We start from the raw sequence: 25,244 nt of genomic DNA on the forward strand, positions 1-25,244 counted from the left end.
GGTCCCGTACCTCGCCACCATCGCGGCCAAACGACCGGGCACCATCACCACTGCCAAAGGTGATATCGGCAAACCAGTCGTGGTCGAGCCCCTGGTCGAACGCCTCCACCGACTCCTTACTCCGCAGCCCGAACGTCCCCGCCTCCGAACTACTACCGCCCAGCGACTGGACACCGTCGTCACTAACGAAGTCGCTATCGGCCGGCCCCGAACCGACCCCGTCCTCGGAATCCCGACTCCGGTGCCCGAACGTCCCCGCACCCCCACCACCATCGCTCTCGGTGGCACTCACCACATCCTCGGTGGACGCCGACCGCGGAGCCTCCACGGTCTCCGACCCCGCCTCACCAGCGGGCTTCGACAGCCCATCCCCACCCGGCTCCGGCCCGGCACCCGAACTCACAGCCGCCATCGCTGTCCAAATACGGGCCAACTTTTCCTTCAACTCGGCAACAGACCGGGAGCCTTCACGCGACAACAACAACTGATGGGCAGCCATCACACTCAAGAAATCCTGCGAGGAATTAAAGGGCGGGCCCAACTCCTCAGACGCGGCCGCCAACAAATCGAACATTTCCTCGCTAGACACTGTCGACAACCGCAAGTCGGCCTCATCGCTCAATACCCGCAGTTCATCCCTAGCAGCAGCCTCGCGATCAACAGCGTCATTCATCGCTGTCCAAATACCGGTCAACTGTTCCTTCATCTCGGCAACAGACCGGGAGCCTTCACGCGACAACAACTGATGGGCTGCCATCACACTCAAGAAATCCGAGTCGGGGGAGGAATTAAGTGGCTCGCCCAACTCCTCAGACGCGGCCGCCAACAAATCTAGCATTTCCTCCATAGACACTGTCGACAACTGCGAAGCGGCCTCATCGCTCAATACCCGCAGTTCATCCCTAGCAGCAGCCTCGCGATCAACAGCGTCATTCATCGCTGTCCAAATACCGGTCAACTGTTCCTTCATCTCGGCAACAGACTGGGAGCCTTCACGCGACAACAACAACTGATGGGCGGCCATCACACTCAAGAAATCCTGCGAGGAATTAAGGGGCGGGCCCAACTCCTCATACGCGGCCGCCGACAAATCGAGCATTTCCTCGCTACTAGGCACTGTCGACAACCGCAAGTTGGCCTCATTGCTCAATGCCTCCAGCTCATCCATAGCAGCCTTGCGATCAACAGCGTCAACAACGGCAGCAGACCCACCATCAGACGAAGGCCCAACCCCACCAGACAATTCCGCAGCACGCACCTGCGCGGCCTGCCCCCCCTTCGTAGGCTCGTAAGGCCTCTTCGCACGCCGCTCCTCCTCCCCCGGCTGATCCGCGTCCGACTCCCTCCGCCTCTTCGACGCCTCCGACTCCGCCTGTTGATCCTGCGCCCCCTTCAGCGACTCATTCTGATGGCCCGAATTCCAACCCGCCGCAGCCATCAACTCATGTAGCCACTGCTCGCGCTCCAAGCTGCCCTGGATATCTCCCGGATTACTCAACATGTAATGAGCCAACACATCGCGGAGACCGTCATCACCCCCAAAAACTCCGCGCGCCTGCAGATCAGCGATCACACGGTCTACGCCTACCACCCCGCCTACGTCAACTGACAGGTTTGTGTCGCGCATCGTCTGTAACCCAGCTGTCGCGTTAGCGATCAACTCACTCAGCTTGGCCGCCGCAGACTCCGCTGATCGTTCCGCTGCCTGACCCTCCGGTCGCGGAACCACACTCGCATCACCGTCCACAACAGACCCCGTGGCGGGCATTGAGCTCTCGGACGGCTCCCCGCCTTCGTGCAAAAGCCGAAGCTGATCCCGCCACCCTTGCAGTTCCTCCTCGAAGAAGTGATCGAAATCGAAGTCCTCGCTCTCTGCGTCAGGGCCGTCGATCTGATCAGCCGGTACCTCGCCACCGTCACCACCCAACGGCACCCCATCCCCACCCAGCTCCGCACTCACAGCCGTCGCCGCAATCCTCAGATCACGCAGTTGCTGTAGGAACTTCTGCGCATCCCGTATCCGAACCTCTACCTGACCTGTAGTCGTCAGTAGCCGATGCGCGACCGCATCCCGCAATTCTTGATCATCATCCTGTATTCCCCCGAAGTGGTCGTTGAATTCGGCGAGCAGCACATCATGATCTGGACCGGGCAGAACGGTCAGCGTCGCGAGCCCGCCCGCTGCTGTATTGAAAATGTCCCGCAATTTCCGGCTCGCGTTATCTCGGCGCACCAACCGAACAGCAGCGGCAGCTTCCAGTCCCCAACTACGGACCGTACGTGCAGTCAAATTCGGCTTTATATCCAACCACTGCGTGATCTTTACTTCATATTTGGCCCGCAGGTCATGGTCTGTCTCCGGCTCCGCCAAAATCTCCTGCAGGGAGTCCGCCGAAGCTTTTAAATCGGAGATCAGTTGGGTCCTGACATTATTAATAATTCCCTTACCCCAGCGCGCACTTCTGTTGTACCGACGCCCCAAAGCGAGGTCGGAGTAATTGTTGCGAAGTGCGTCCTCAAATGCCTCTTTTCCCAGCACCCGTTTGACAGCCTTATCGTCCCGCAACCCACTCAGCGCCTTGCCAACCGCCACACGCCGATTATGCATCCGTGTTGCTTCAGATTTGGTTCCAAGCAACGGCCCCATCCCGGCGGAAAGCAAGTTGTCGTTGTCGGCCGTATCCGGGTCCGCACCGCCGCTCAGGTCACCAGCCAGGTAACGGACCAGTTTAAATCGCAACTCCTGCAACTGCTCATCACTCTGCGGGTCCGTCATAAACTGCTGCAACTGCTGATCATCCCGGGGGTTCGTCAGCAACTCGCGTGCCATCACATCCCGGAAGGGCCGCGACTCCTTAAGAGGCCCCAAGACCTGGTTCGCCTGATCATGCAAACGGTCCACGGTACGTTGATCTTCGTCCCGCAACGCCTGAGCGGCCTCCTCGAATTCGTGCTGTATCAAGCTAATCCGGGAAATAACGTCCAGCGCTCGATCATCATCGACCCCACGCACCATCGGGGCAGCGACCTCCGCCGGGTTCCGAGCAGCCCGCCGACTCTCCTCTTCCCGTCTCACCGCCTCGAGTTCGTCGCGAGTCAAACCACTCACCGCCACGCCAAGGTCACCGAGGTCATCGGCCAGGTAACCGACCAATTCCTCGCGCAGTTTCCGGGCATCGTCCGAGTCACCCGGATGCTCACCCAACCGGTGCGCCAGCACAGTCCGGAACCGCGCCGACTCACTCAGCGGCCCCAACACCGCGTCCGCATCTTCCAACAACTGGTCCTTAGCATCACTTCCCACGATCCCGGCCCACTCATCCAACCGTTTCTTGGCCCGCTCGTATCGCTCATCCCAGTAGTCCAACTTCTGTAGTTTTCGACCAAACTCCTTGACGCCCTCGTCATCCCCCGGATGACGCAGGATGTAATGCGCCATCACATCCAGGAGACCGTCACGCACCCCAAGAGCTCCCATGCCCGACTGCTGCTGCTTAACTGCATCGATCAGTTGGTCTACTTGCACCCCCTGCCCCTGCCCGCGCATATCATTCAGCTCAGCCTTCGCGCTGGCGATCAATGCATTTAGCTCTGCGGATGCCGACCGCTCAGTCTCCGCCGTCGCCGCGCCCCTCAGACGACGCAGTCGCTGTAGGAACTCCTGCGCATCCAGTATCCGATCCTCTTCCTGACCTGCCTTCGTCAGCCACCGATGCGCGAGCGCCGTATGCAATTTCTCATCCTGGATTGGCCCGAAGCGATCGTCTACGTCAGCGAACGCGTCGTTCACCGGATCTGGACCGTGCTGAGTTTTCAGCTCCTCTAACTCGCTGTCTGCTCTCTGGAAAATCTCCTGGAGTTTCGGTTTCGCGATATGTTGGCCTAGGTGCCGAACATCAGCGGTAGCTTCCTCTATCTGACGACGGTAAATTCTACCAATAGCCCTTTTATTAGGTCTCAACCATTCCGTGATCTTGTTTTCATATTCACGCCGCAGGTCACCGCTTGCCTCCACATCTTCCAAAATCTTCCGCAGAGAGTTCGCAGCAGCCTCCAAATCAGATTTCAGCTGACTCCTGGCCTCCTTAAGAATTTCAACAGCCCAGTCGCGGCTTTTGTTGTACCGACGTTGGAAATCGAGGTCGGAGTAATCGTTGTGAAGTGCGTCCTCCAGTGCCTCGTTTCGCAGCACCCGTTTGACAGCCTTATCGGTCCGCAAACCACTCAGCGCCTTGCCCACCGCCACACGCCGAGCATACTTCCGAAACCTTTCCGAATTCTCGTCTTCGCGCTCCGTGGACACGGTAGCGGCAAGCAAGCCGTCGGCAGCACTCGGGTTCTCACCGCCGCTCAGGTCACCATACAGGTAACGGGCCAGTTTATACCGCAACTTCTGCAACTGCTCATCACTCTGCGGGTTCTTCATAAACTGCTGCAACTGCTCATCATTCCGCGGGTTCGTCAGCAACTCGCGTGCCATCACATCCCGGAAGGGCCGCGACTCCTTAAGAGGCCCCAAGACCTGGTTCGCCTGATCATACAAACGGTCCACGGTATGTTGATCTTCGTCCCGCAACGCCTGAGCGGCCTCCTCGAATTCGTGCTGTATCGAGCGAATCCGGGAAGCCTCCACGTTGGTGATCAACGCAGACAGCTCGGCAGACGCCGACCCCGAAGCCTCCACGTTGGTGATCAACGCATCCAGCTCGGCAGACGCCGACCCCGAAGCCTCCACGTTGGTGATCAACGCATCCAGCTCGGCAGACGCCGACCCCGAAGCCTCCTCGTTGGTGTCCATTGCATCCAGCTCGGCAGGCTCCGACCCCGCACCCGCACTCACCGCCGTCGCCGCGCTCCTCAGACGACGCAGTCGGTCTAGGAACTCCTGCGCATCCTCTATCCGATCCTCTACCTGACCTGCATTCGTCAGCAGCCGATGCGCGACCGCATCCCGCAATTCGTGATCATCATCCAGTATTCCTCCGAAGTGCGCGTCGAACTTGCTGCGCACATCATGATCTATACCGGGCAGATCGCGCAGCGTCGCGAACCCTCCCTCTGCTGCCTCGAAAATGTCCCGCAATTTCCGGCTCGCGTTATCTCCGCGCACCAACCGAACAGCAGCGGCAGCTTCCAGTCCCCGACGACGGACCGTACGTCCATACAACCCCGGCCTTATATCCAACCACTGCGTGATCTTTACTTCATATTTGACCCGCAGGTCATGGTCTGTCTCCGGCTCCGCCAAAATCTCCCGCAGAGAGTCCGCCGAAGCTTTTAAATCGGAGATCAGCTGGCGCCTGGCATCCCTAAGAATTCCCTGAACCCACGTCTCACCTCTGTGGTACCGATCTATCAAATCGTCGGCGGAGTAATCGTTGTGAAGTGCGTCCTCAAGTGCCTCGTTTCGCACCACCTTGCTGACAGCCTCATCGTTAAACAACCCACTCAGCGCCTTGCCCACCGCCACACGCCGCACATACTTCTGACGCCCTTCCCAAAGCTTGTCTCTCGGCTCCGTGATGGGCACGGTAGCGGCAAGCAAGCGTTCGGCAACCTTCGGGTTCTCACCTCCACTCAGGTCACCAGCCAGGTAACTGGCCAGTTTAAACCGCAACTTCTGCAACTGCTCATCACTCTGCGGGTTCTTCATAAACTGCTGCAACTGCTCATCATCCCGCGGGTTCGCCAGCAACTCGCGTGCCATCACATCCCGGAAGGGCTCCGACTCTTTAAGAGGCCCCAAGACCTGTTTCGCCTGAGCATACAAATCGTCCACGGCATCTTGACCTTTAGTGTGGGTCAACTGCCACAACGCCTGAGCGGCCTCCTCAAATTCGTGCTGTATCGAACTAATGCGGGAAAAAACGTACAGCGCTGGATCAGCATCGACCCCGCGCACCATCGGGGCAGCGGCCTCCGCCGGGTTCCGAGCTTCCCCCCAACTCTCCTCTTCCAGTCTCACCGTCTCGAGTGCGTCGCGAGACAAACCACTCACCGCCAGGCCAAGGTCACCAAGGTCATCGGCCAGGTAACGGACCATTTCCTCGCGCAGTTTCCGGGCATCGTCCGAGTCACCCGGATGCTCACCCAACCGGTGCGCCAGCACAGTCCGGAACCGTTCCGACTCATTCAGCGGCCCCAAAATCCCGGCCGCATCAACCCGCAACCGGTTCACAGCCGTATGATCCGTGATCCAGGTCCACTCACGCAATTGCGCCTTGGCCCGCTCGTATCGTTCATCCCAGTCGAACGTCTGTAGTTTTCGACCAAACGCCTTGACGCCCTCGTCATCCCCCGGATGCTGCAGTATGTGATACGCCATCACCTCCGGGAGACCGTCACGGACCCCAGGAGCTCCCATACCCGGCTGCTGCTGCTTCACTTCATCGATCAGTTGGTCTACCTGCCTCTGCTCCTGCTCCCCCCGATCGCGCATAATATTCAGCGCAACATTCGCGTTGGTGATCAACGCATCCAGCTCGGCAGACGCCGACCCCGAAGCCTCCTCGATGGTGTCCATTGCATCCACCCCGGCAGACACCGACCCCGAAGCCTCCTCGATGGTGTCCGACCCCGCACCCGCACTCACCGCCGTCGCCGCGCTCCTCAGACGACGCAGTCGCTCTAGGAACTCCTGCGCATCCTCTATCCGATCCTCTACCTGACCTGCATTCGTCAGCAGCCGATGCGCGACCGCATCCCGCAATTCGTGATCATCATCCAGTATTCCTCCGAAGTGCGCGTCGAACTCGCTGCGCACATCATGATCTACGGGCAGATCGCGCAGCGTCGCGGACCCGCCTTCTGCTGCCTCGAAAATGTCCCGCAATTTCCGGCTCGCGTTATCTCCGCGCACCAACTGAACAGCAGCGGCAGCGTCCAGTCCCCGACGACGGATCGTACGTCCATACAACCCCGGCTTTATATCCAACCACTGCGTGATCTTTACTTCATATTTGACCCGCAGGTCATGGTCTGTCTCCGGCTCCGCCAAAATCTCCCGCAGAGAGTCCGCCGAAGCTTTTAAATCGGAGATCAGCTGGCGCCTGGCATCCCTAAGAATTCCCTGAACCCACGTCTCACCTCTGTGGTACCGATCTATCAAATCGTCGGCGGAGTAATCGTTGCGAAGTGCGTCCTCAAGTGCCTCGTTTCGCACCACCTTGCTGACAGCCTCATCGTTAAACAACCCACTCAGCGCCTTGCCCACCGCCACACGCCGCACATACTTCTGACGCCCTTCCCAAAGCTTGTCTCTCGGCTCCGTGATGGGCACGGTAGCGGCAAGCAAGCGTTCGGCAACCTTCGGGTTCTCACCTCCACTCAGGTCACCAGCCAGGTAACTGGCCAGTTTAAACCGCAACTTCTGCAACTGCTCATCACTCTGCGGGTTCTTCATAAACTGCTGCAACTGCTCATCATCCCGCGGGTTCGCCAGCAACTCGCGTGCCATCACATCCCGGAAGGGCTCCGACTCTTTAAGAGGCCCCAAGACCTGTTTCGCCTGAGCATACAAATCGTCCACGGCATCTTGACCTTTAGTGTGGGTCAACTGCCACAACGCCTGAGCGGCCTCCTCAAATTCGTGCTGTATCGAACTAATGCGGGAAAAAACGTACAGCGCTGGATCAGCATCGACCCCGCGCACCATCGGGGCAGCGGCCTCCGCCGGGTTCCGAGCTTCCCCCCAACTCTCCTCTTCCAGTCTCACCGTCTCGAGTGCGTCGCGAGACAAACCACTCACCGCCAGGCCAAGGTCACCAAGGTCATCGGCCAGGTAACGGACCATTTCCTCGCGCAGTTTCCGGGCATCGTCCGAGTCACCCGGATGCTCACCCAACCGGTGCGCCAGCACAGTCCGGAACCGTTCCGACTCATTCAGCGGCCCCAAAATCCCGGCCGCATCAACCCGCAACCGGTTCACAGCCGTATGATCCGTGATCCAGGTCCACTCACGCAATTGCGCCTTGGCCCGCTCGTATCGTTCATCCCAGTCGAACGTCTGTAGTTTTCGACCAAACGCCTTGACGCCCTCGTCATCCCCCGGATGCTGCAGTATGTGATACGCCATCACCTCCGGGAGACCGTCACGGACCCCAGGAGCTCCCATACCCGGCTGCTGCTGCTTCACTTCATCGATCAGTTGGTCTACCTGCCTCTGCTCCTGCTCCCCCCGATCGCGCATAATATTCAGCGCAACATTCGCGTTGGTGATCAACGCATCCAGCTCGGCAGACGCCGACCCCGAAGCCTCCTCGATGGTGTCCGACCCCGCACCCGCACTCACCGCCGTCGCCGCGCTCCTCAGACGACGCAGTCGCTCTAGGAACTCCTGCGCATCCTCTACCTGACCTGCATTCGTCAGCAGCCGATGCGCGACCGCATCCCGCAATTCGTGATCATCATCCAGTATTCCTCCGAAGTGCGCGTCGAACTCGCTGCGCACATCATGATCTACGGGCAGATCGCGCAGCGTCGCGAACCCGCCTTCTGCTGCCTCGAAAATGTCCCGCAATTTCCGGCTCGCGTTATCTCCGCGCACCAACCGAACAGCAGCGGCAGCTTCCAGTCCCCGACTACGGACCGTACGTCCATGCGGCCACGTCGGCTTTATATCCAACCAATGCGTGATCTTTACTTCATATTTGGCCCGCAGGTCATGGTCTGTCTCCGGCTCCGCCAAAATCTCCCGCAGAGAGTCCGCCGAAGCTTTTAAATCGGAGATCAGCTGGCGCCTGGCATCCCTAAGAATTCCCTGAACCCACGTCTCACCTCTGTGGTACCGACGTACCAAATCGTCGGGGGAGTAATCGTTGTGAAGTGCGTCCTTAAGTGCCTCGTTTCGCAGCACCTCGTTGACAGCCTCATCGTTCCACAACCCACTCAGCGCCTTACCCAGCGCCACACGCCGCTGATACTTTTCTATGTGCTCCGCGCGCACAGTAGCGGCGGGCAAGCCGCCGGCAGCACTCGGGTTCTCACCGCCACTCAGGTCACCAGCCAGGTAACTGGCCAGTTTAAACCGCAACTTCTGCAACTGCTCATCATTCTGCGGGTTGGTCATAAACTGCTGCAACTGCTGATCATCCCGCGGGTTCGTCAGCAACTCGCGTGCCATCACATCCCGGAAGGGCTTCGACTCCTTAAGAGGCCCCAAGACCTGTTTCGCCTGAGCATACAACTCGTCCACGGCACCTTGACCTTCGTCGTGGGTCAACTGCCGCAACGCCTGAGCGGCCTCCTCGAATTCTCGCTGTATCGAACTCATCCGGGAAGTAACGTCCAGCGCTGGATCAGCATCGACCCCGCGCACCATCGGGGCAGCGACCTCCGCCGGGTTCCGAACTGCCCGCCAACTCTCCTCTTCCCCTCTCACCGCATCGAGTTCGTCGCGAGACAAACCACTCACCGCCACGCCAAGGTCACCTTGGTCATCGGGCAGGTCACCGAGGTCATCGGCCAGGTAACCGACCATTTCCTCTCGCAGTTTCCGGGCATAGTCCGAGTCACCCGGATGCTCACCCAACCGGTGCGCCAGCACAGTCCGGAACCGCTTCGACCTCCTCAGCGGCCCCAACACCTCGTCCGCATCAGCCAACAACCGGTCCTTAGCACTACCACCCACGATCCCGGCCCACTCACGCAATTGCGCCTCGGCCCGCTCGTATCGTTCATCCCAGTCGAACGTCTGTAGTTTTCGACCAAACTTCTTGACTTCCTCGTCAGTCCTCTCATGAAACAGCATGTAACGCGCCATCACATCCAGGAGACCGTCACGGGCCACAAGAGCTTCCATGCCCGACTGCTGCTTCAATGCATCGATCAGTCGGTCTACTTCCCGCCCCTCGGCGCGCATAATATTCAGTTGAGCCTTGGACCTGGCGATCATTCCATTCAGCCTGGCGGACGCCGACAGCGGAGCCTGCACGGTCTGTGGCCCCGCATTGCCAGCGAACAGCGGCACCCCAGCCCCACCCGGCTCTGGGCCGGCGCCCGCGCTGACGTGCGGCAGCCGGCTCATTTGGTGCGTTAGCTCGTCAAGCAGTTCCTTCGCAGCATCTTGATTATTCGGGGACGTCAGGTAATGATGCGCCATCCGCACCCGAGCAATCGGGTACTCCCGAAGCAGGCCCAAAATGGCGTCCGCGCGCTCAAAAGCCTCGGCCTTCCTGTCCGAGTCAGCCCCCTCCAACTCACTCCGCGCGGCCTCGTAGGACTGCATAAACGGATCAAGGTTCGTCCCACTGCCCACACTGGACGCGGATACTCGCTCCTCAGACCGACTGGTCCCGCCCGGGCTTTCACTACGCTCCCCAGGGCCTGGCTCGGCATCCCGCCCAGGAGCCCTCGGGCCGTCGTCCTGACCAGCCGGTACTTCGCCATCGTCGCCACCCAACGACCTGGCATCATGACGGCTGTCAGAGTCGCTGTCGCTCAGCCTCGAGTCGACCCCGTCCTCGGACTCCGGACTGCGGATCCCGAACGTCTCCTCATCCCAAAAACCACCACCCAACGACTCGACACGCTCACCACTAACAGAGTCGCTCCCACTCAGCCAGGACTCGACCTCACCCCCCGGCTCCAGACTCCCTCTCCCGAACGTCTCCTCATCCCAAAAACCACCACCCAACGACTCGACACGCTCACCACTAACAGAGTCGATACTGCTCAGCCAGGACTCGACCCCGCCCTCGGACTCCGAACTCCGGCTCCCGAACGTCCGCGCGTCCCAACCACCACCACCCAACGACTCGACACCATCACCGCCGACAGAGTCGCCATCGCCCTTCCCCGAACGAACCCCATCCCTAGACTCCGGACTCCGACGCCCGAATGTCCCCACATCTGAACCATTCTCAACGGAACTCAAACGCTCGGAATCCGGTTCCGGCCTGAAACCAGCCGCCTGGACCGATCTGCCAGCGCCATAACCCCAGTCGCCATCCGCCACGAACGGGCCTGCAGTAGCGGTATCGGGTACGTCTGCCTTCGCGTTCAGGAAAAGCTCCCGCAGAGAACGGATCGCTGCGTCCTCCGTCTGAGGGCGATCTGCCAACTCCGCCCCACTGGATACCAGCAGCTTCAGATCCAGTGACTCCGCCAACCGCTGCGCGGCCAACGTGCCATTTTTCTGCGCAGCGTGGAACGCCAACGCGCTCAGCACCGTCTCATGCACCCGTCGCGCCCGGTCGAGCCGGAATTTGGTCATCTCAGGCTGGGGCTGCACCCAACGCAACATCCGCAGCCGCAACTGCTCCGCCTCCGCGTGCGGAAACTCCGCCAACTGGTCCGCGGACAGAGCAAGGTCCCGAACGAGATCCTTCAGCGACTGCTGCTCGACAGGGTCGCCCCTGTCCCCTGCACCATCAGGACCAACATCACTCGCCTGATCAGCAGTCTCACGCGACGGCACGTTCGGCAAAGGCACGCCGGCATCCCGAATCGCATCCGCAACCGCAAGCGCGTTATTCCACGCCGAATCAACAGTGTTCCGGAACTCCGCAATCACACCGTCAACGACCTCGGGGTCCATACCCGCATCGACCAACGCGACGATCTCGTGCTCCGCCCACGCCTCGGCCACCGCCGCCGAAAACTCCGCCGAATCCGGCCGCTGGGCAAAGGCGATCCCCACTGTCCGCAACAACTTGTTGACACGCGGGTCCGGCGCAGTCGGCAACTCACCGACCACCGACGCCGCAAGCTTCTCGTAAGGCTCATAGCTGTGAACCGGCTGATCAGCCGACGACGGCCGATCGGCAAGATCGCTCCGCTGCCCATCACCAGCCGGATCTTCGGTGTACGGTGGCGGCGGATCCACATACGGCGGGGGAGCATCCACTCGAGTCTGCTCCCGCAGCATATCCACCACGTCGGCAAGACCAGCCATGTTCTCTGTGCCGGTCAATAATTCTTCGGCAATACGCTGAGCGTGCCGGGCAGCTATGTTGGTCTCCTCATTGGACACCAGCCCATGAATAAGCCGATCCGTTACCGCAATTTCCACACGCCGATACAGCCCCTCCACCTCCGGCGCCAACTCGCCAACACCGCGCGCGGGGCCGTCAAGCAATTCGCTCAGCGGCTGGTTCTCCAAGATCGCGCGAGCCTTCTGCTGCACATTCCGGTCATCCTGGCGATTCGCGCCCTCTAGCTCGTTGAACGCCGCATAATCCCTGTTCGGGAGTCTGGCGGCCCAGTCTTGCTGGAAACTCTGGATGAGGTTCATCCCGTCGGTGTCGCCGATCCGCTGCAGCATGACCGACCATGGCACCAGATAACCCTCGTCATCCGGCACCCCCACCTCCCCGTAACGGGTGTGAGTGCGTAATTGCTCGGCGAGTGCACGTACCTCCGCCAACTGCTCCCACGCATCACGGCGTGGCGCGCCACCCGCCAACTGATCGGCCAGCATGGCACGAATGCCGTCGTGGAAGACCTGCTGCGTCTCTTCAGCCACCGTGCCCGGAATCGCCGGCGGCAACGGCCCCACCATCGCTTCCGCCAACTCCTTGACAACCGCCACCGATGCCGGGTCAGCGGACGCCCCCCACTGTTCCACTCGAACCGCAGCCGCCCCCATCCGCTCCGTCCACTGATCCAATGCGGCATCGCCCCGCGCAGCTACTTCGTCGAAATCAAGCATCGCGACAAAGTCGTCACCAAGCTCTTTGATCAAACTGTCTAGATCCCGGCCGCGTGCGATTTCCCGCGCCTCCCCGCCACCCGCCAGCAGGTCGGTCACCATCGATCGAAGCCCGTCGTGGAAGAACTGGTACACCTCTTCAGGCATGGTGTCCGGCCTCGTCTGCGGCAACAGAGTCACCATCGACTCCGCAAACTCGTGGACGGTATCCACCGATGCCGCACCGGCGGATTTCTCCCACTGCTCCACTCGATCCGCGGCCTCACCGATCCGCTCCGCCCACGTCACCATCGCGGCATCGATCCGCTCAGCCATCTCCCCGGAATCAAGCCTGGGATCGAGCAACGCACGAAAGTCGTCACGAAGCGCCGTGACCACACCGTGAGCGTCGACCCGACGCGCGATCTCCTGCCGCACCGCATACTGCACCGATTCCCACAGACGCACCTGCTCGTCAACCAACGGGCCCCGTCCCGTAACCCCCTCCGGACGCTCACCCATCTTCTGCTCCGCTGCCGTGCCCGCCAGCCCAACGACCTGATCATCAAACCGATCACCGCTAGCCAAATAGCGGGCCCACCGAACCTCGAACTCATCCGCCGTACGAGACGGCACCGCCCGCTCGACGGCGTCACCGTCGGCCCGCTGCCCGTCCGTCACACCGGCAGCACCATCGTCCTGCGAAACAACGCCGCCCACCGCCGAGACAGCACCACCACCGTCCACAACAGACCCCGCGGCGCGCATTGAGCTCCCGGACGGTTTCTCCTTTTCGCCCAAGCGCTCAAGCCGATCCAGCAACCCTTGCTTTTCGTTGTTCATGAAGGTATCGAATTCGTCGCTCTCCGCGTCCTCGATCGCGGCACCCGCCACATGCGCATCGTCAGTGGGTGTGCCAGCGCTGGGTTCGGCGTCCCGCGCAGGAGCCCCCGGGTCGTCGACCTGACCAGCCGGTACCTCACCACCGTCGCGGGACGACGACCGGGGACCATCAACAGGGAGAAGGGCGATCTCAGCCAGCCACGATTCGACGTCGAACCGCTTCTCGGACTCCTGACTCCCGCGCCCGAACGTCCCCGCACTCCCACCACCATCGCTCTCGGTCGCATCCGCCACATCCTCGGTGGACTCCGGCCGCACATCCCCACCCAGTGCGGGCACCACGCCCGCATCACCGACCGATTCGGGCCCCGCACCCCGGCCTGTCCCCGACTCGGGCCCGGCGCCCGCACGCACAGCCGTCAAGGCCACCAACATACGGGCCAGTCTGTTCCGTACCCGCGCGATCTCACCGTCCCCGTCTCCACGCATCATGTGGTAGGCCAGCACGCTTACAGCCCGCGGCGAGCCGTTAAATGGCCTCCCCAATTTTATGGACGCGCTGTCCAACCAGATTTTCCGTTCCGGGCCAGACAATTCCGCCAACCCCAAATTGGCCTCATCGCTCGACCAAAGCAGTTCCCGCTCCGCAGCAGCACGACTCGACGAGCTCGCCAGGCCACGCCATTTCTTCTCGACCGCCCGCATCCCAGGCAACCTGTCCTTGACCTGCTGCAGATCCTCTGCGGTCCAGGCTCCCTGCCGTACCATGCGTTTCGCAACGTCGACGTTCCGTTTACGCTCACCGTCCGGATCGAATCCCGGCATCGCTTCCAGATGCAGTTCCATCCGGCCCGCCAACTCGGCCACCTCCGCGATCCCGGCGAGGTTACCGAGCCGCTCCAGCCGCACCGACTCCGGCAAATCGAGCACTCGCGGCAACTGGCCATCCAACGCCGCCTGCACCGGTTCGGCATGCCGAGCCCACCAAGCCACAGCATCGCCCGCGGCCGCCATCACACCCAGCGTCAACATCGACCCGGGATGGATCCTTCTGCCATCACCCTGGACCGCGTCCACGAAATAATGCGCCTGCCCGCCTTCAAAGAAATCACCAGAGGGATGCGTATTCGGGTCGTTGCCGTGCACATACGCTGCCCGCAGGGCATCCTGCGAGGTCTCTGCCCACAGGGCATCCCACGGGTTCGCCAGCGGCACCCTCAGCACAAGGAAATGAACGTCGTCCCCCGCCCACTGCCCCATGAACTCCCGCACGGCATCGGGGCCACCGGTCAGCCGGGGCTGCGGGATAACACCCCCGGTCGCGGCCTGGAACAGCCCACTCGCCGCACCTCCCACCACCCGCCGCAACACACCAGAGTGCAGCATGCCTTCCGCGGCACGGACGCTGTCGGCGATCTGCTCCAGCAACCCCGTGGCCGCCTCAGAACCCGGAGCAGGAATCACGATGCCCGAGCCCGCCACCATGGCCTTCGCGACCTCATTGCCGAGCAAAACCTGAACAACGATGTAGTTGACCGAAGCCCTCAGCGACTCCCCGAGTCCATCCATGACCTCTCGCGATTCGGGCCGCAGAGACGGAACTGAGTCCTTCACCTTCTTCCACTGTTCCCAAGCCTCGGACGGGAACTCGCTTCCCTTCTTGGCATCGGACCACGCGAGACGGCGCTCAGCCTCCCGTATCCAGTTCTCGCTCCAACCCAACCGCCTGAACGGCGCTGGCGGGACGAACCCATCCCGGATAGCCCGCAAAACAGCCAGGCGCAGCTTCGCAGGCGCCCCCACGAGGGGCTCGCGGACGCCCGCCAGCCACTCCCATACCTCCGACTCGTGTCCAGGAAACGAGACGGAGTCGGTCACCTCGAGTGCTCGGCCCGGACCGAGGTAACGCACCAGCTCCGAGCTCGGGAGCCGGGCAGCCTCGCGCATCAACCGCAGATGGGTCGGGCCGGGCTGTTGGCTGCCATCCAGCCACCTCTGAGCCGTGGACTCGTTAACTCTGGCCACGAAGGCCGCGCGGGCCGTGCCGAGGTGAGCCACCAATCCCCGATCCGGGACTCCCGCCGGAACAGCACCCCCGGCGACGTAGTCCACCACATCGCCCAGAGTCCACGGCAGCAAACCCTCCATGGCCGGCAAACCGAGAACCCTTTGCGCGGCGGTAAGTTCCTTCCCCTGCGAGGCCCTCTGCACGTCCTCCCCGGGGTCCGGCTGCCGTTGCGAGGTCACCTGCACGCCCCTCCGGGGGTCCAGCTCCCCCTGCAAGGCCATCTCCCAGCCCAGCTGCTTCAGAAGGCCCAGGCTCTGCTCCCGCAACCGGTCAGCCAGCGCGACCGCCCCTTCCGGCCCGCCGAACGCCTCGACAATCGTGTCCAGCAAGATCCCGCGCATCACCGCACGATCGCCGCCGCGGCGCCACTCGTGATCGCCGATCGCCGCGCCGACCTGGGCATCCGTACCGAAGAAGCGCGTGAGGTAGTCAACCTCACGACCGTCCAGGGCATGCACCAACTCCTGCAGCACGTTCAGCTCCCGCTGGCTGGGCTGCCCGTCCCGCTCACCGGCACGCTGCGGTGGCGGACCCTCGAGCACCGGCACCTCCACCTGGATGTCGGGCCCGCTCCCGGCACGCACCACCTGGCCCAGGCCACCGAGCCTGGCCACCTCTTGCCGCAGCTCGTCGCGGTACTCAGCCGCGCTGCGGGGGACACCCGGTTGGGCACGCCGTTCCTCGCCCCACTCCCCCAGACGATGGCGGCGATCGGCCAGGCCCACCATGAAATGCCCCAGAACCTGCAACCGCTCCTCGTACAGCTCACCGGGCGGCACCAGTTCTTCGACCAGTGTCTTGACCTCCTCCCGCCCGCCGTAGGTGCTGACCGTCGACCCGATGATCGCCCGGCGCAACGCCTCGGCATGCCCTTCGGGCAGGTACGACCACATCCGCCACACCCGCGCCGTGGCCTCATCCACCCCCAACGCCTGAGCCAGATACCGGCTCTCACGCACCGCCGGGTTGACCATATCCATCAACTCCGCAGGCCCCTCATCCTGCAAAGTCGCGAACAACCCACCCCATTCGACCTCACGGCCACGACGCCACAGCCCCGGATCCGCCAGCCCGTACTCCACCCTGACACCAGCCGGATCCACCACATGCACGAAGAACTCAAACGACTCCCCGATGTTCTCCAAGCCGGCATCCCGCGGCAATTCCCCGTCCGGATTCAGACGATCCGGCACCATCGCCAACTGATCCGGCGCCCCCTCGGTCAGGGGGCCCCACAAGTCCTCCGGCCGCTTGGCGCCATCCGGCCTCCCTGGCGCGTACTCGCCCATCACATGCCAGGCGTCGATGCCCTCCTCCACTAACTCCCGACCGTCCAGATCCGACCACGTGTGGACTCTCCACGTCGTCTTCCGCTTCCTCACCACCACCGCACGGTCCGCAACGCCCAACAAGTCCAGCCGCATCCGCAGGTGCGCCAAGACGTTGTGACCATCAACGTCGGCCAGCCTCGGCTCCGCAGGCACTCCCGTCGCCGCCTGGAAAGCGTCCAGCGCCGCGCGCCCCTCCTCAGAAAGCCCCGCCAAATCCTCCGCGCCCAGCACCACACGCCGGCCATCCACCACATCCGGCAGCGACCCCCGCGACCCATCCCGCCCGTACTCCGCGTCGCCGCCACGCGGCTCAGACCCCCCCTCCACCGAAGGCGTCAGCGGCGTCAACGGCTTCAGCTCACCGAAGGGCACCGGGACGGGCTCCACACCGGACAGCCGTGCCGACCCGGCCCCGGCCTGGATGACCGGCTCGCTGCGCCGCGTACGCAGCAAGTCCGCCAGCGCCCAGGAAAACTCCACCACCTCGGCCCGGTGCTCCGGGCCGACGTCGTGGTACTTGGCCGCGACCAGCGCAACCACATCCTCCAGCGGCACCACAGCAACCCCACGAGCCAACGCCGCGACGTCATGCGTGCTCCGCACAATCTGCCCGGCCTTCTCCTTTTCGTCGCTGGACAGGTCCAGCTCCAGCTCCTTCGCCTCGGCGATCGCGCGGTCCAGATCCTCCTGCGTCCACTGCCCCACCGGTATCTCACTGGTATCCCGTACCGTGCCCGCCCCGGCACCGGGCGTGGTCGCCGCGGGCTCTACCCCCGCGGCCACCGACCGCGCCTGGGCAGCCGTCCGCTCGACGGCGTCACCGTCGGCCCGCTGCCCGTCCGTAACACCGCCAGCACCATCGTCCTGCGAAACAACGCCGCCCTCCGCCGAGACAGCACCACCACCGTCCACAACAGACTCCGTGGCGCGCATTGAGCTCCCGGACGGTTTCTCCTTTTCGCCCAAGCGCTCAAGCCGATCCAGCAACCCTTGCTTTTCGTTGTTCATGAAGGTATCGAATTCGTCGCTCTCCGCGTCCTCGATCGCGGCACCCGCCACATGCGCATCGTCAGTGGGTGCGCCAGGGCTCGGCTCGGCGTCCCGCGCAGGAGCCCCCGGGCCGTCGACCTGACCAGCCGGTACCTCGCCACCGTCACGGCCGAACGCCCGACGGAGACCATCACCACGGAGAAAGGCGATCTCAGTCAGCCACGATTTGAACCGCTCCTCGGAGTCCAGACTCCCGCGCCCGAACGTCCCCGCACCCCCACCACCATCGCTCCCGGTGGAACCCACCACATCCTCGGTGGACTCCGACCGCGAAGCGGTCGCCGGATCACCCGACGCATCCCCAGTGAACTCCGGCCACGCATCCCCACCCAGTGCGGGCACCACGCCCGCATCACCGACCGATTCGGACCCCGCACCCCGGCCCGTCCCCGACTCGGGCCTGGCCCCCGCACTCACCGCCGTCAAGGCCACCAACATACGGGCCAGTCTGTTCCGTACCCGCGCGATCTCACCGTCCCCGACACCACGCATCATGTGATAGGCCAGCACGCTTACAGCCCGCTGCGAGCCATTAAATGACGCCCCCAATGCTATGGATGCGCGGTCCAACAAGATTTTCCGTGCCGGGCCAGACAATTCCTTCAACGCCACATCGGCCTCATCGCTCGACCAAAGCAGTTCCCGCTGCGCAGCAGCACGACTCGACAAGCTCGCCAGGCCACGCCATTTCTTCTCGACCGCCCGCATCCCAGGCAACCCGTCCTTGACCCACTGCAAATCCTCTGCGGTCCACGCTCCCTGCCGTACCATGCGTTTCGCAACGTCGACGTTCCGTGTACGCTCACCCTCCGGATCGAATCCCGGCATCGCTTCCAGATGCAGTTCCATCCGGCCCGCCAACTCGGCCACCTCCGCGATCCCGGCGAGGTTACCGAGCCGCTCCCGCCGCACCGATTCCGGCAAATCGAGCACTCGCGGCAACCGGCCATCCAACGCCGCCTGCACCGGCCCACCCAGAATGACGTCGCCGGCCGCAGGCTGCGAACCCTCCCCCGGCGACGCGGACGCTGCGAAACCATCGCTATCACTGTCGGCCGCGGGGGAGCGCAGGTCGTCAGGCTGAGCCCACCAAGCCAAGGCATCGCCCGCGGCCGCCATCACACCCAACGACAACGTCGACGCGGGATGGATCCTTCGGCCATCACCCTGGACCGCGTCCACGAAGTAGTGCGCCTGCCCGTCTTCAAAGAAGTCACCAGAGGGGAACGTATTCGGGTCGTTGCCGTTCACATACGCTGCCCGCGGGGCATCCTGCGAGGTCGCTACCCACGGGGTCGCCGACGGCACCCTAAGCACAAGGAAATGAACGTCGTCCCCCGCCCACTGCTCCATGAACTCCCGCACGGCATCGGGGCCACCGGTCAGCCGGGGCTGCGGGACAACACCCCCGGTCGCGGCCTGGAACTCCTCACTCGCCGCACCTCCCACCACCCGCCGCAACACACCAGAGTGCAGCATGCCGTCCGCAGCACGGACGCTGTCGGCGATCTGATCCAGCAACTCCGTGGCCGCCTTCGGACCCGGGGCGGGAATCACGATGCCCGATCCCCGCACCATGGCCTTCGCGATCTCATTGCCCAGCAGAACCTGAACAATGATGTAGTTGACCGAAGCTTTCAGCGAATTCCCGAGCCCATCGATGACCGCTCGCGATTCGGGCCGCAGAGGCGGAACTGGGGCATTCACCTTCTTCCACTGTTCCCAAGCCTCGGACGGGAACTCGCTTCCCTTCTTGGCATCGGACCACGCGAGACGGCGCTCAGCCTCCCGTATCCAGTTCTCGCTCCAACCCAACCGCCTGGACGACGCGGGCGGGACGAGCCCCTCCCGGATAGCCCGCAGAACATCCAGGCGCAGCTTCGCAGGCTCCCCCACGGGGGGCTCGCGCACGCCCGCCAGCCACTCCCATACCTCCGACTCGTGTCTAGCAAGCCAGCCGGTGTCGGTCACCTCGAGTGCTCGGCCCGGACCGAGGTAACGCACCAGCTCCGAGCTCGGGAGCCGGGCAGCCTCACGCATCAACCGCAGATGGGTCGGGCCGGGCTGTTGGCGGCCGTCCAGCCACCACTGAGCCGTGGACTCGTTAACTCTGGCCACGAAGGCCGCGCGGGCCGTGCCGAGGTGAGCCACCAATCCCCGATCCGGGACTCCCGCCGGAACAGCACCCTCGGCGACGTAGTCCACCACATCGCCCAGAGTCCACGGCAGCAAACCCTCCATGGCCGGCAAACCGAGAACCGTTTCCGCGGCGGTAAGTTCCTTCCCCTGCGAGGCCCTCTGCACGTCCTCCCCGGGGTCCGGCTGCCGTTGCGAGGTCACCTGCACGCCCCTCCGGGGGTCCAGCTCCCCCTGCAAGGCCATCTCCCAGCCCAGCTGCTTCAGAAGGCCCAGGCTCTGCTCCCGCAACCGGTCAGCCAGCGCGACCGCCCCTTCCGGCCCGCCGAACGCCTCGACAAACAGGTCGAGCAAGATCCCACGCACCACCGCACGATCACCGCCACGGCCAAGACGCAACGCGCTCACGTCGTCCGGACGAACGCCGATCGCCCGGACGACCTGCCAGTCCTCACCGAAGAAGCGCGTGAGGTAGTCAAACTCACGACCGTCCAGGGCGTGCACCAACTCACGCAGCACGTTCAGCTCCCGCCCGGTGGGCTGCCGGCCTGACACACCGGCACGCTGCGGTGCCGGACCGCGGAACACCGGCACCTCCACCCGGATGCCGGGCTCGCTCCCGGCACGCACCACCTCGTCCAGGCCGCCGAGCCTGACCACCTTCTGCCGCAGTTCGGCACGGTACTGGGCCGCGATGCGGAGGACACCCTGTGGGGCACGCCCTTCCTCGCCCCACCTCCCCAGCCGACGGCGGCGATCGGCCAGGCCCACCATGAGCTCTCCCAGAGCACGCAACCGCTCCTCGGTCCGCTGACCGTCCGGCAGCAGGTCTTTGACCAGACGCTTGACCGCTTCTCGCCCGCCGTAGGTGCTGACCACCGACCCGATGATCACCCGGCGCAACGCCTCGGCATGCCCTTCGGGCAGGTACGACCACATCCGCCACACCCGCGCCGTGGCCTCATCCACCCCCAACACCTGAGCCAGATACCGGCTCTCACGCACCGACGGGTTGACCATATTCATCAACTCCGCAGGCCGCCCCTCATCCTGCAAAGCCGCGAACAACCCACCCCATTCGACCTCACGGCCACGACGCCACAGCCCCGGATCCGCCAGCCCGTACTCCACCCTGACACCAGCCGGATCCACCACATGCACGAAGAACTCAACCGAATCGCCAATGTTCACCAACCGGGTATCCGACGGCCAAACCCTGTCCGGATCCAGATGCCGCGGCACCCCCACCCGGTCACTCACCCGCCCCTGGGGCAGCAGGCCCCACGATTCCTCCGGCCATCTGGCGATATTCGGCCTCACCCCTGGCGCGTACTCGCCCATCACATACCAGACTTGGTCGATACCCTCCTCGACCAACACCGTTGGATCCGACGACTGCCCCGTGCCGCGGGTTTCCCACTTCGTCTTCCACTTCCTCACCACCAGCGCATGGTCCGCATCGCCCGACGGGCCCAGCCGCATCCGCAGGTACGCCACGACATTGTGAACATCAACATCGGCCAGCCTCGGCTGCGCAGGCACTCCCGTCGCCGCCTGGAAAGCCTCCAGCGCCAAGCGCCCCCCCATGGCAGGAGCCCCCGCCACATCCTCCGCGCTCAGCACCGACCGGTCATCCACCACATCCGGCAGCGACCCCCTCGACCCATCCCGCCCGTACTCCGCGTCGCCGGCACGCTGCTCAGACCCCCCATCCACCGGAGGCTTCAGCGGCGTCAGCGGCTTCAGCTCACCGAAGGGCACCGGGGCGGGCTCCACACTGGATAGCCGTGCCGGCCCGGCCCCGGCGTGGATGACCGGCTCGCTGCGCCGCGTACCCAGCCAGTCCGCCAGCGCCCCGGAAAACTCCACCACCTGATCCTGGTGATCATCGCCGAGGTCGTGGTACTTGGCCGCGACCAGCGCCACCACATCCTCCAACGGCACGACAGCATCCCCGCGAGCCAACCCCGCGACGTCATGCGCGCGCCGCACAATCTGCCGCGCCGTCTCCTTTTCCCTGCTGGACAGGTCCAGCTCCTCCGCCTCGGCGATCGCGCGGACGAGTTCCTCCTGCGTCCACTGCCCCACCGGTATCCGACTGGTATCCCGTACCGTGCCCGCCCCGACATCGGGCGTGGTCGACGCGGGCTGTACCCCCCCAGTCACCGACCTCGCCTGGGCAGACCCCGTCCCGGTAGCCGGTGCCTTACCCCGGGCCACCGTCTTGTCACCGGCGGCCGGGACCGTTGCCGAGGCGTCCGCCAGACCGGCCACGTCCCCGCTCCGCCCGCCGGCCAGCACCCCGGCACCAGGCCCGGCCAGCGACTTGGGACGAGAACCATCCGCGGGGAACACCATGAACCGCGGCTCGCGCCCGGCCTGTCCCGGCATCATCGCGACAACGTTGCGGCCCAAATCCCGCGCCAGTGCCAACCCCTGGCCCCGCGTCACCACCACACCCGCGTTCGGATCGCTGGGGGACACCAGCAGCACAGGCCCGCCCGTGGAATCCGCGCCATGGCTCCGCACGAACTCCGCCAACTTCAACCTGCCACCAGCAACCACCTCCGCGGTCACCGGCACCCGCACCGTGTCCGCCGGCAAGCCCGCCAGCAGCACCGCCGCCGGATCCCGATGCAGAGACGGCGCCGCCTGCGACCCCTCCCCCGGCAGTGTCGCCGAGTCCGGGGACACCACCGCCCCGTCCTGGCGATGCGAATCCCCACGCCCCGCAACCGAGTCCGCACCGGGGTCCCCATCGCGGCCGGTCACCCCACTCGGCGACTCCGGATGCCGCCCGGACACACCACTGCCGGAGTCCGCAGCAGACCCGGACCCGACAGTCTCCGATGCCGGATGCCCCGCAGGCACACCACCGTCGGGGCCCACGACAGACCCAGACCCGACAGTCTCCGGGCGCGCGGCATCCGCAGGCACACCACCCTCGGGGCCCACGACAGACCCAGACCTGACAGCCTCCGGGCGCGCGGCATCCGCAGGCACACCACCATTGGGGCCCACGACAGACCCTGGCCTGACAGTCTCCGGGCGCGCGGCATCCGCAGGCACACCACCATTGGGGCCCACGACAGACCCAGGCCTGCCGGTCTCCGGGCGCGGGGCATCCGCGGGTACATCAGAAGCATGTGGGGTCACTGTCGGGGAGTCCGGTGTCTTCGAGGCAGACACCTCCAGCGGCCGCTTCCCGGGCACGGCCTGATCGCCACCGGGATCCGGACTGTACGGCGGCGGCGGTGTGCCCGGCCGGTCCGGGTCAACACCCGGTACCCCACGGGAATATGCCGGTGGTGGTGTGCCCGGCCGGTGCTCCCCGGAACCGGGCAGCACCGGAACACCACCGGCCGCGTCCCTGCCCGGCGCACCGCCATCGGCACCCCGCTTACCGTCCGTGCCGTCCTTACCGTCTGTGCCGCCCACAACAACGGCAGACACCACAGCGGAACCGGGCACCACCAGGCCATCACCAGAAGACACCGACACCGCAGCCGAATCCACCGACCCGGTATCCGAGAACACAGAGTCCACATCAGACACACTCGAGGAATCCGAGCCGGCCCCGGAATCCGAGCCGGCCCAGCCATCCGATCGCGAACCATCCGATTGCGAGCCATCCGATCGCGAACCATCCGATCGCGAACCATCCGATTGCGAGCCATCCGATTGCGAGGCATCGGATGGGAGGAACGTGCTGTCTTTGTCTGGGGAGCCAGGGATGTCCCCTGTCTGCGACCCGGACCCTGCCCCCGGCAGCGGGGTCTTCTCCCCACCGGTCCCGCCACCATCGTCGCTGCCGTCCCCGCCCTCGCCGGTGCCCTCGAGGTACGGGCTCGGGCCTTCCGGGTGCAGCTTGCCCCGCAACGCCAAACCCGCCAGATTGCCCACACCGCTGAACACCGTCTCGAACAAACCCGCCGTCAAACTAAACGGGTTCCAGGTCACCTCCTGGCCCGTGGCCGCCAAATATCCCGCCTCCCCGAAAAACTCCGACAACGCGTTCTCCAACGCCTCCCCCACGCTATGCCCGAACCGCGCCAGCCACATCGCCCCCACCGACATCCCCGCATAGTCATCCAGGCTCTTGCCCACCGCGTCCGCGAACTTCGCCATCGCCGACACCGGATACAACTCCGCGTGCTCGGCCACCGCTTTCTTCGCCGCCGCCTCCAGGATCGCCGCGTCCACGTCATCGCCCAGGCCCTTCACCAGGACCTTCGTCAACGTGTTGCTGACCAGACCGCCCAGCGCCGACATCGGCAGCGCCACCAACGCCGAGAACGCCCCCATCCCGGCCGCCTGCTCGGTCAGCGTCCCATCCCACTTCTGAGCCGATTTCTCACCCAGCATCTGCACCTGGGCCTGCAGATCCGGCACCACGTTGAAGACCACACCACCAGCCGCCATCATCGCCAACCGCATGAACAACTGCCTCCACCAGCTCGTCAACAAAAACCGCATCACCGCCATCCGCGCCGCCAGCCACGCCAGCGTCGCGCCAGCGGTCGCCCCCGCAAAATACATCGCCCACGCCATCTCTACCGCCAGTAACTCCAAACCATAAATCGTCACCAGCTTCAGATACCGCACCTGCTGCGACGTCTTCCGCACGAACGCCGCTAAATCCAGTAACCCCGCCTGGCCCGAGGACAACAACCCATCAAAAATCCCCAACCCGTCCGCGAACCGGTCCGCCGCCTTCCCCGAAAACTCCGTCCGTACCTTCCCCACCAACTCCGCCACCAACGCCCGCACCTCACCCAGCCCCGCCGCACCCGACTCCAACACGTCCGCCACCGCGAACAACACACCCTCATCCGCATCCGTCATATCCTCACCGGTCAACACCTGAAAAAGCCGCCTCACCCCCTCCGGCACCATGATCGACGAAAACATCACACCCACCCAACCTTGAAACGACTGATGATCCGTATCATCCCTTGTGGTCAGACCATCACGCCTTTAGACGTTGCAAGAACGCGCGTTCGGACAGCAAGAAGTAGAAAAAAGGGCAACGTTCGAACCGAACATGCTACCCCGACGCCAACCCGGACCGGGCGGACACGCCTTTGGATGCCGAGGCGGGTCCGCTAGGACCCGCCTCCAGCCCCGCCGATCTTGACGACCGACTCCGGTATCGACCTTGTAGTGCCGACGGCACCGGCTTTGCGAC

General features: G+C 64.0%; 1 protein-coding gene (cut by a window edge). It reads right to left on the bottom strand.

What is annotated here, in order from left to right:
• Positions 1–24,967 carry the 5' portion of a WXG100-like domain-containing protein gene (locus ACRXBZ_RS05425; protein ID WP_433878079.1) on the bottom strand. The gene continues 20,486 nt to the left of window position 1, outside the view, so 24,967 of the gene's 45,453 nt are visible here — the first part of the coding sequence; it begins with the start codon at positions 24,965–24,967; its stop codon lies off the left edge, out of view.
• Positions 24,968–25,244: the final 277 nt, after the last annotated feature.

It is taken from the genome of Saccharopolyspora hattusasensis (assembly GCF_050972075.1).
Lineage (GTDB): Bacteria > Actinomycetota > Actinomycetes > Mycobacteriales > Pseudonocardiaceae > Saccharopolyspora > Saccharopolyspora hattusasensis.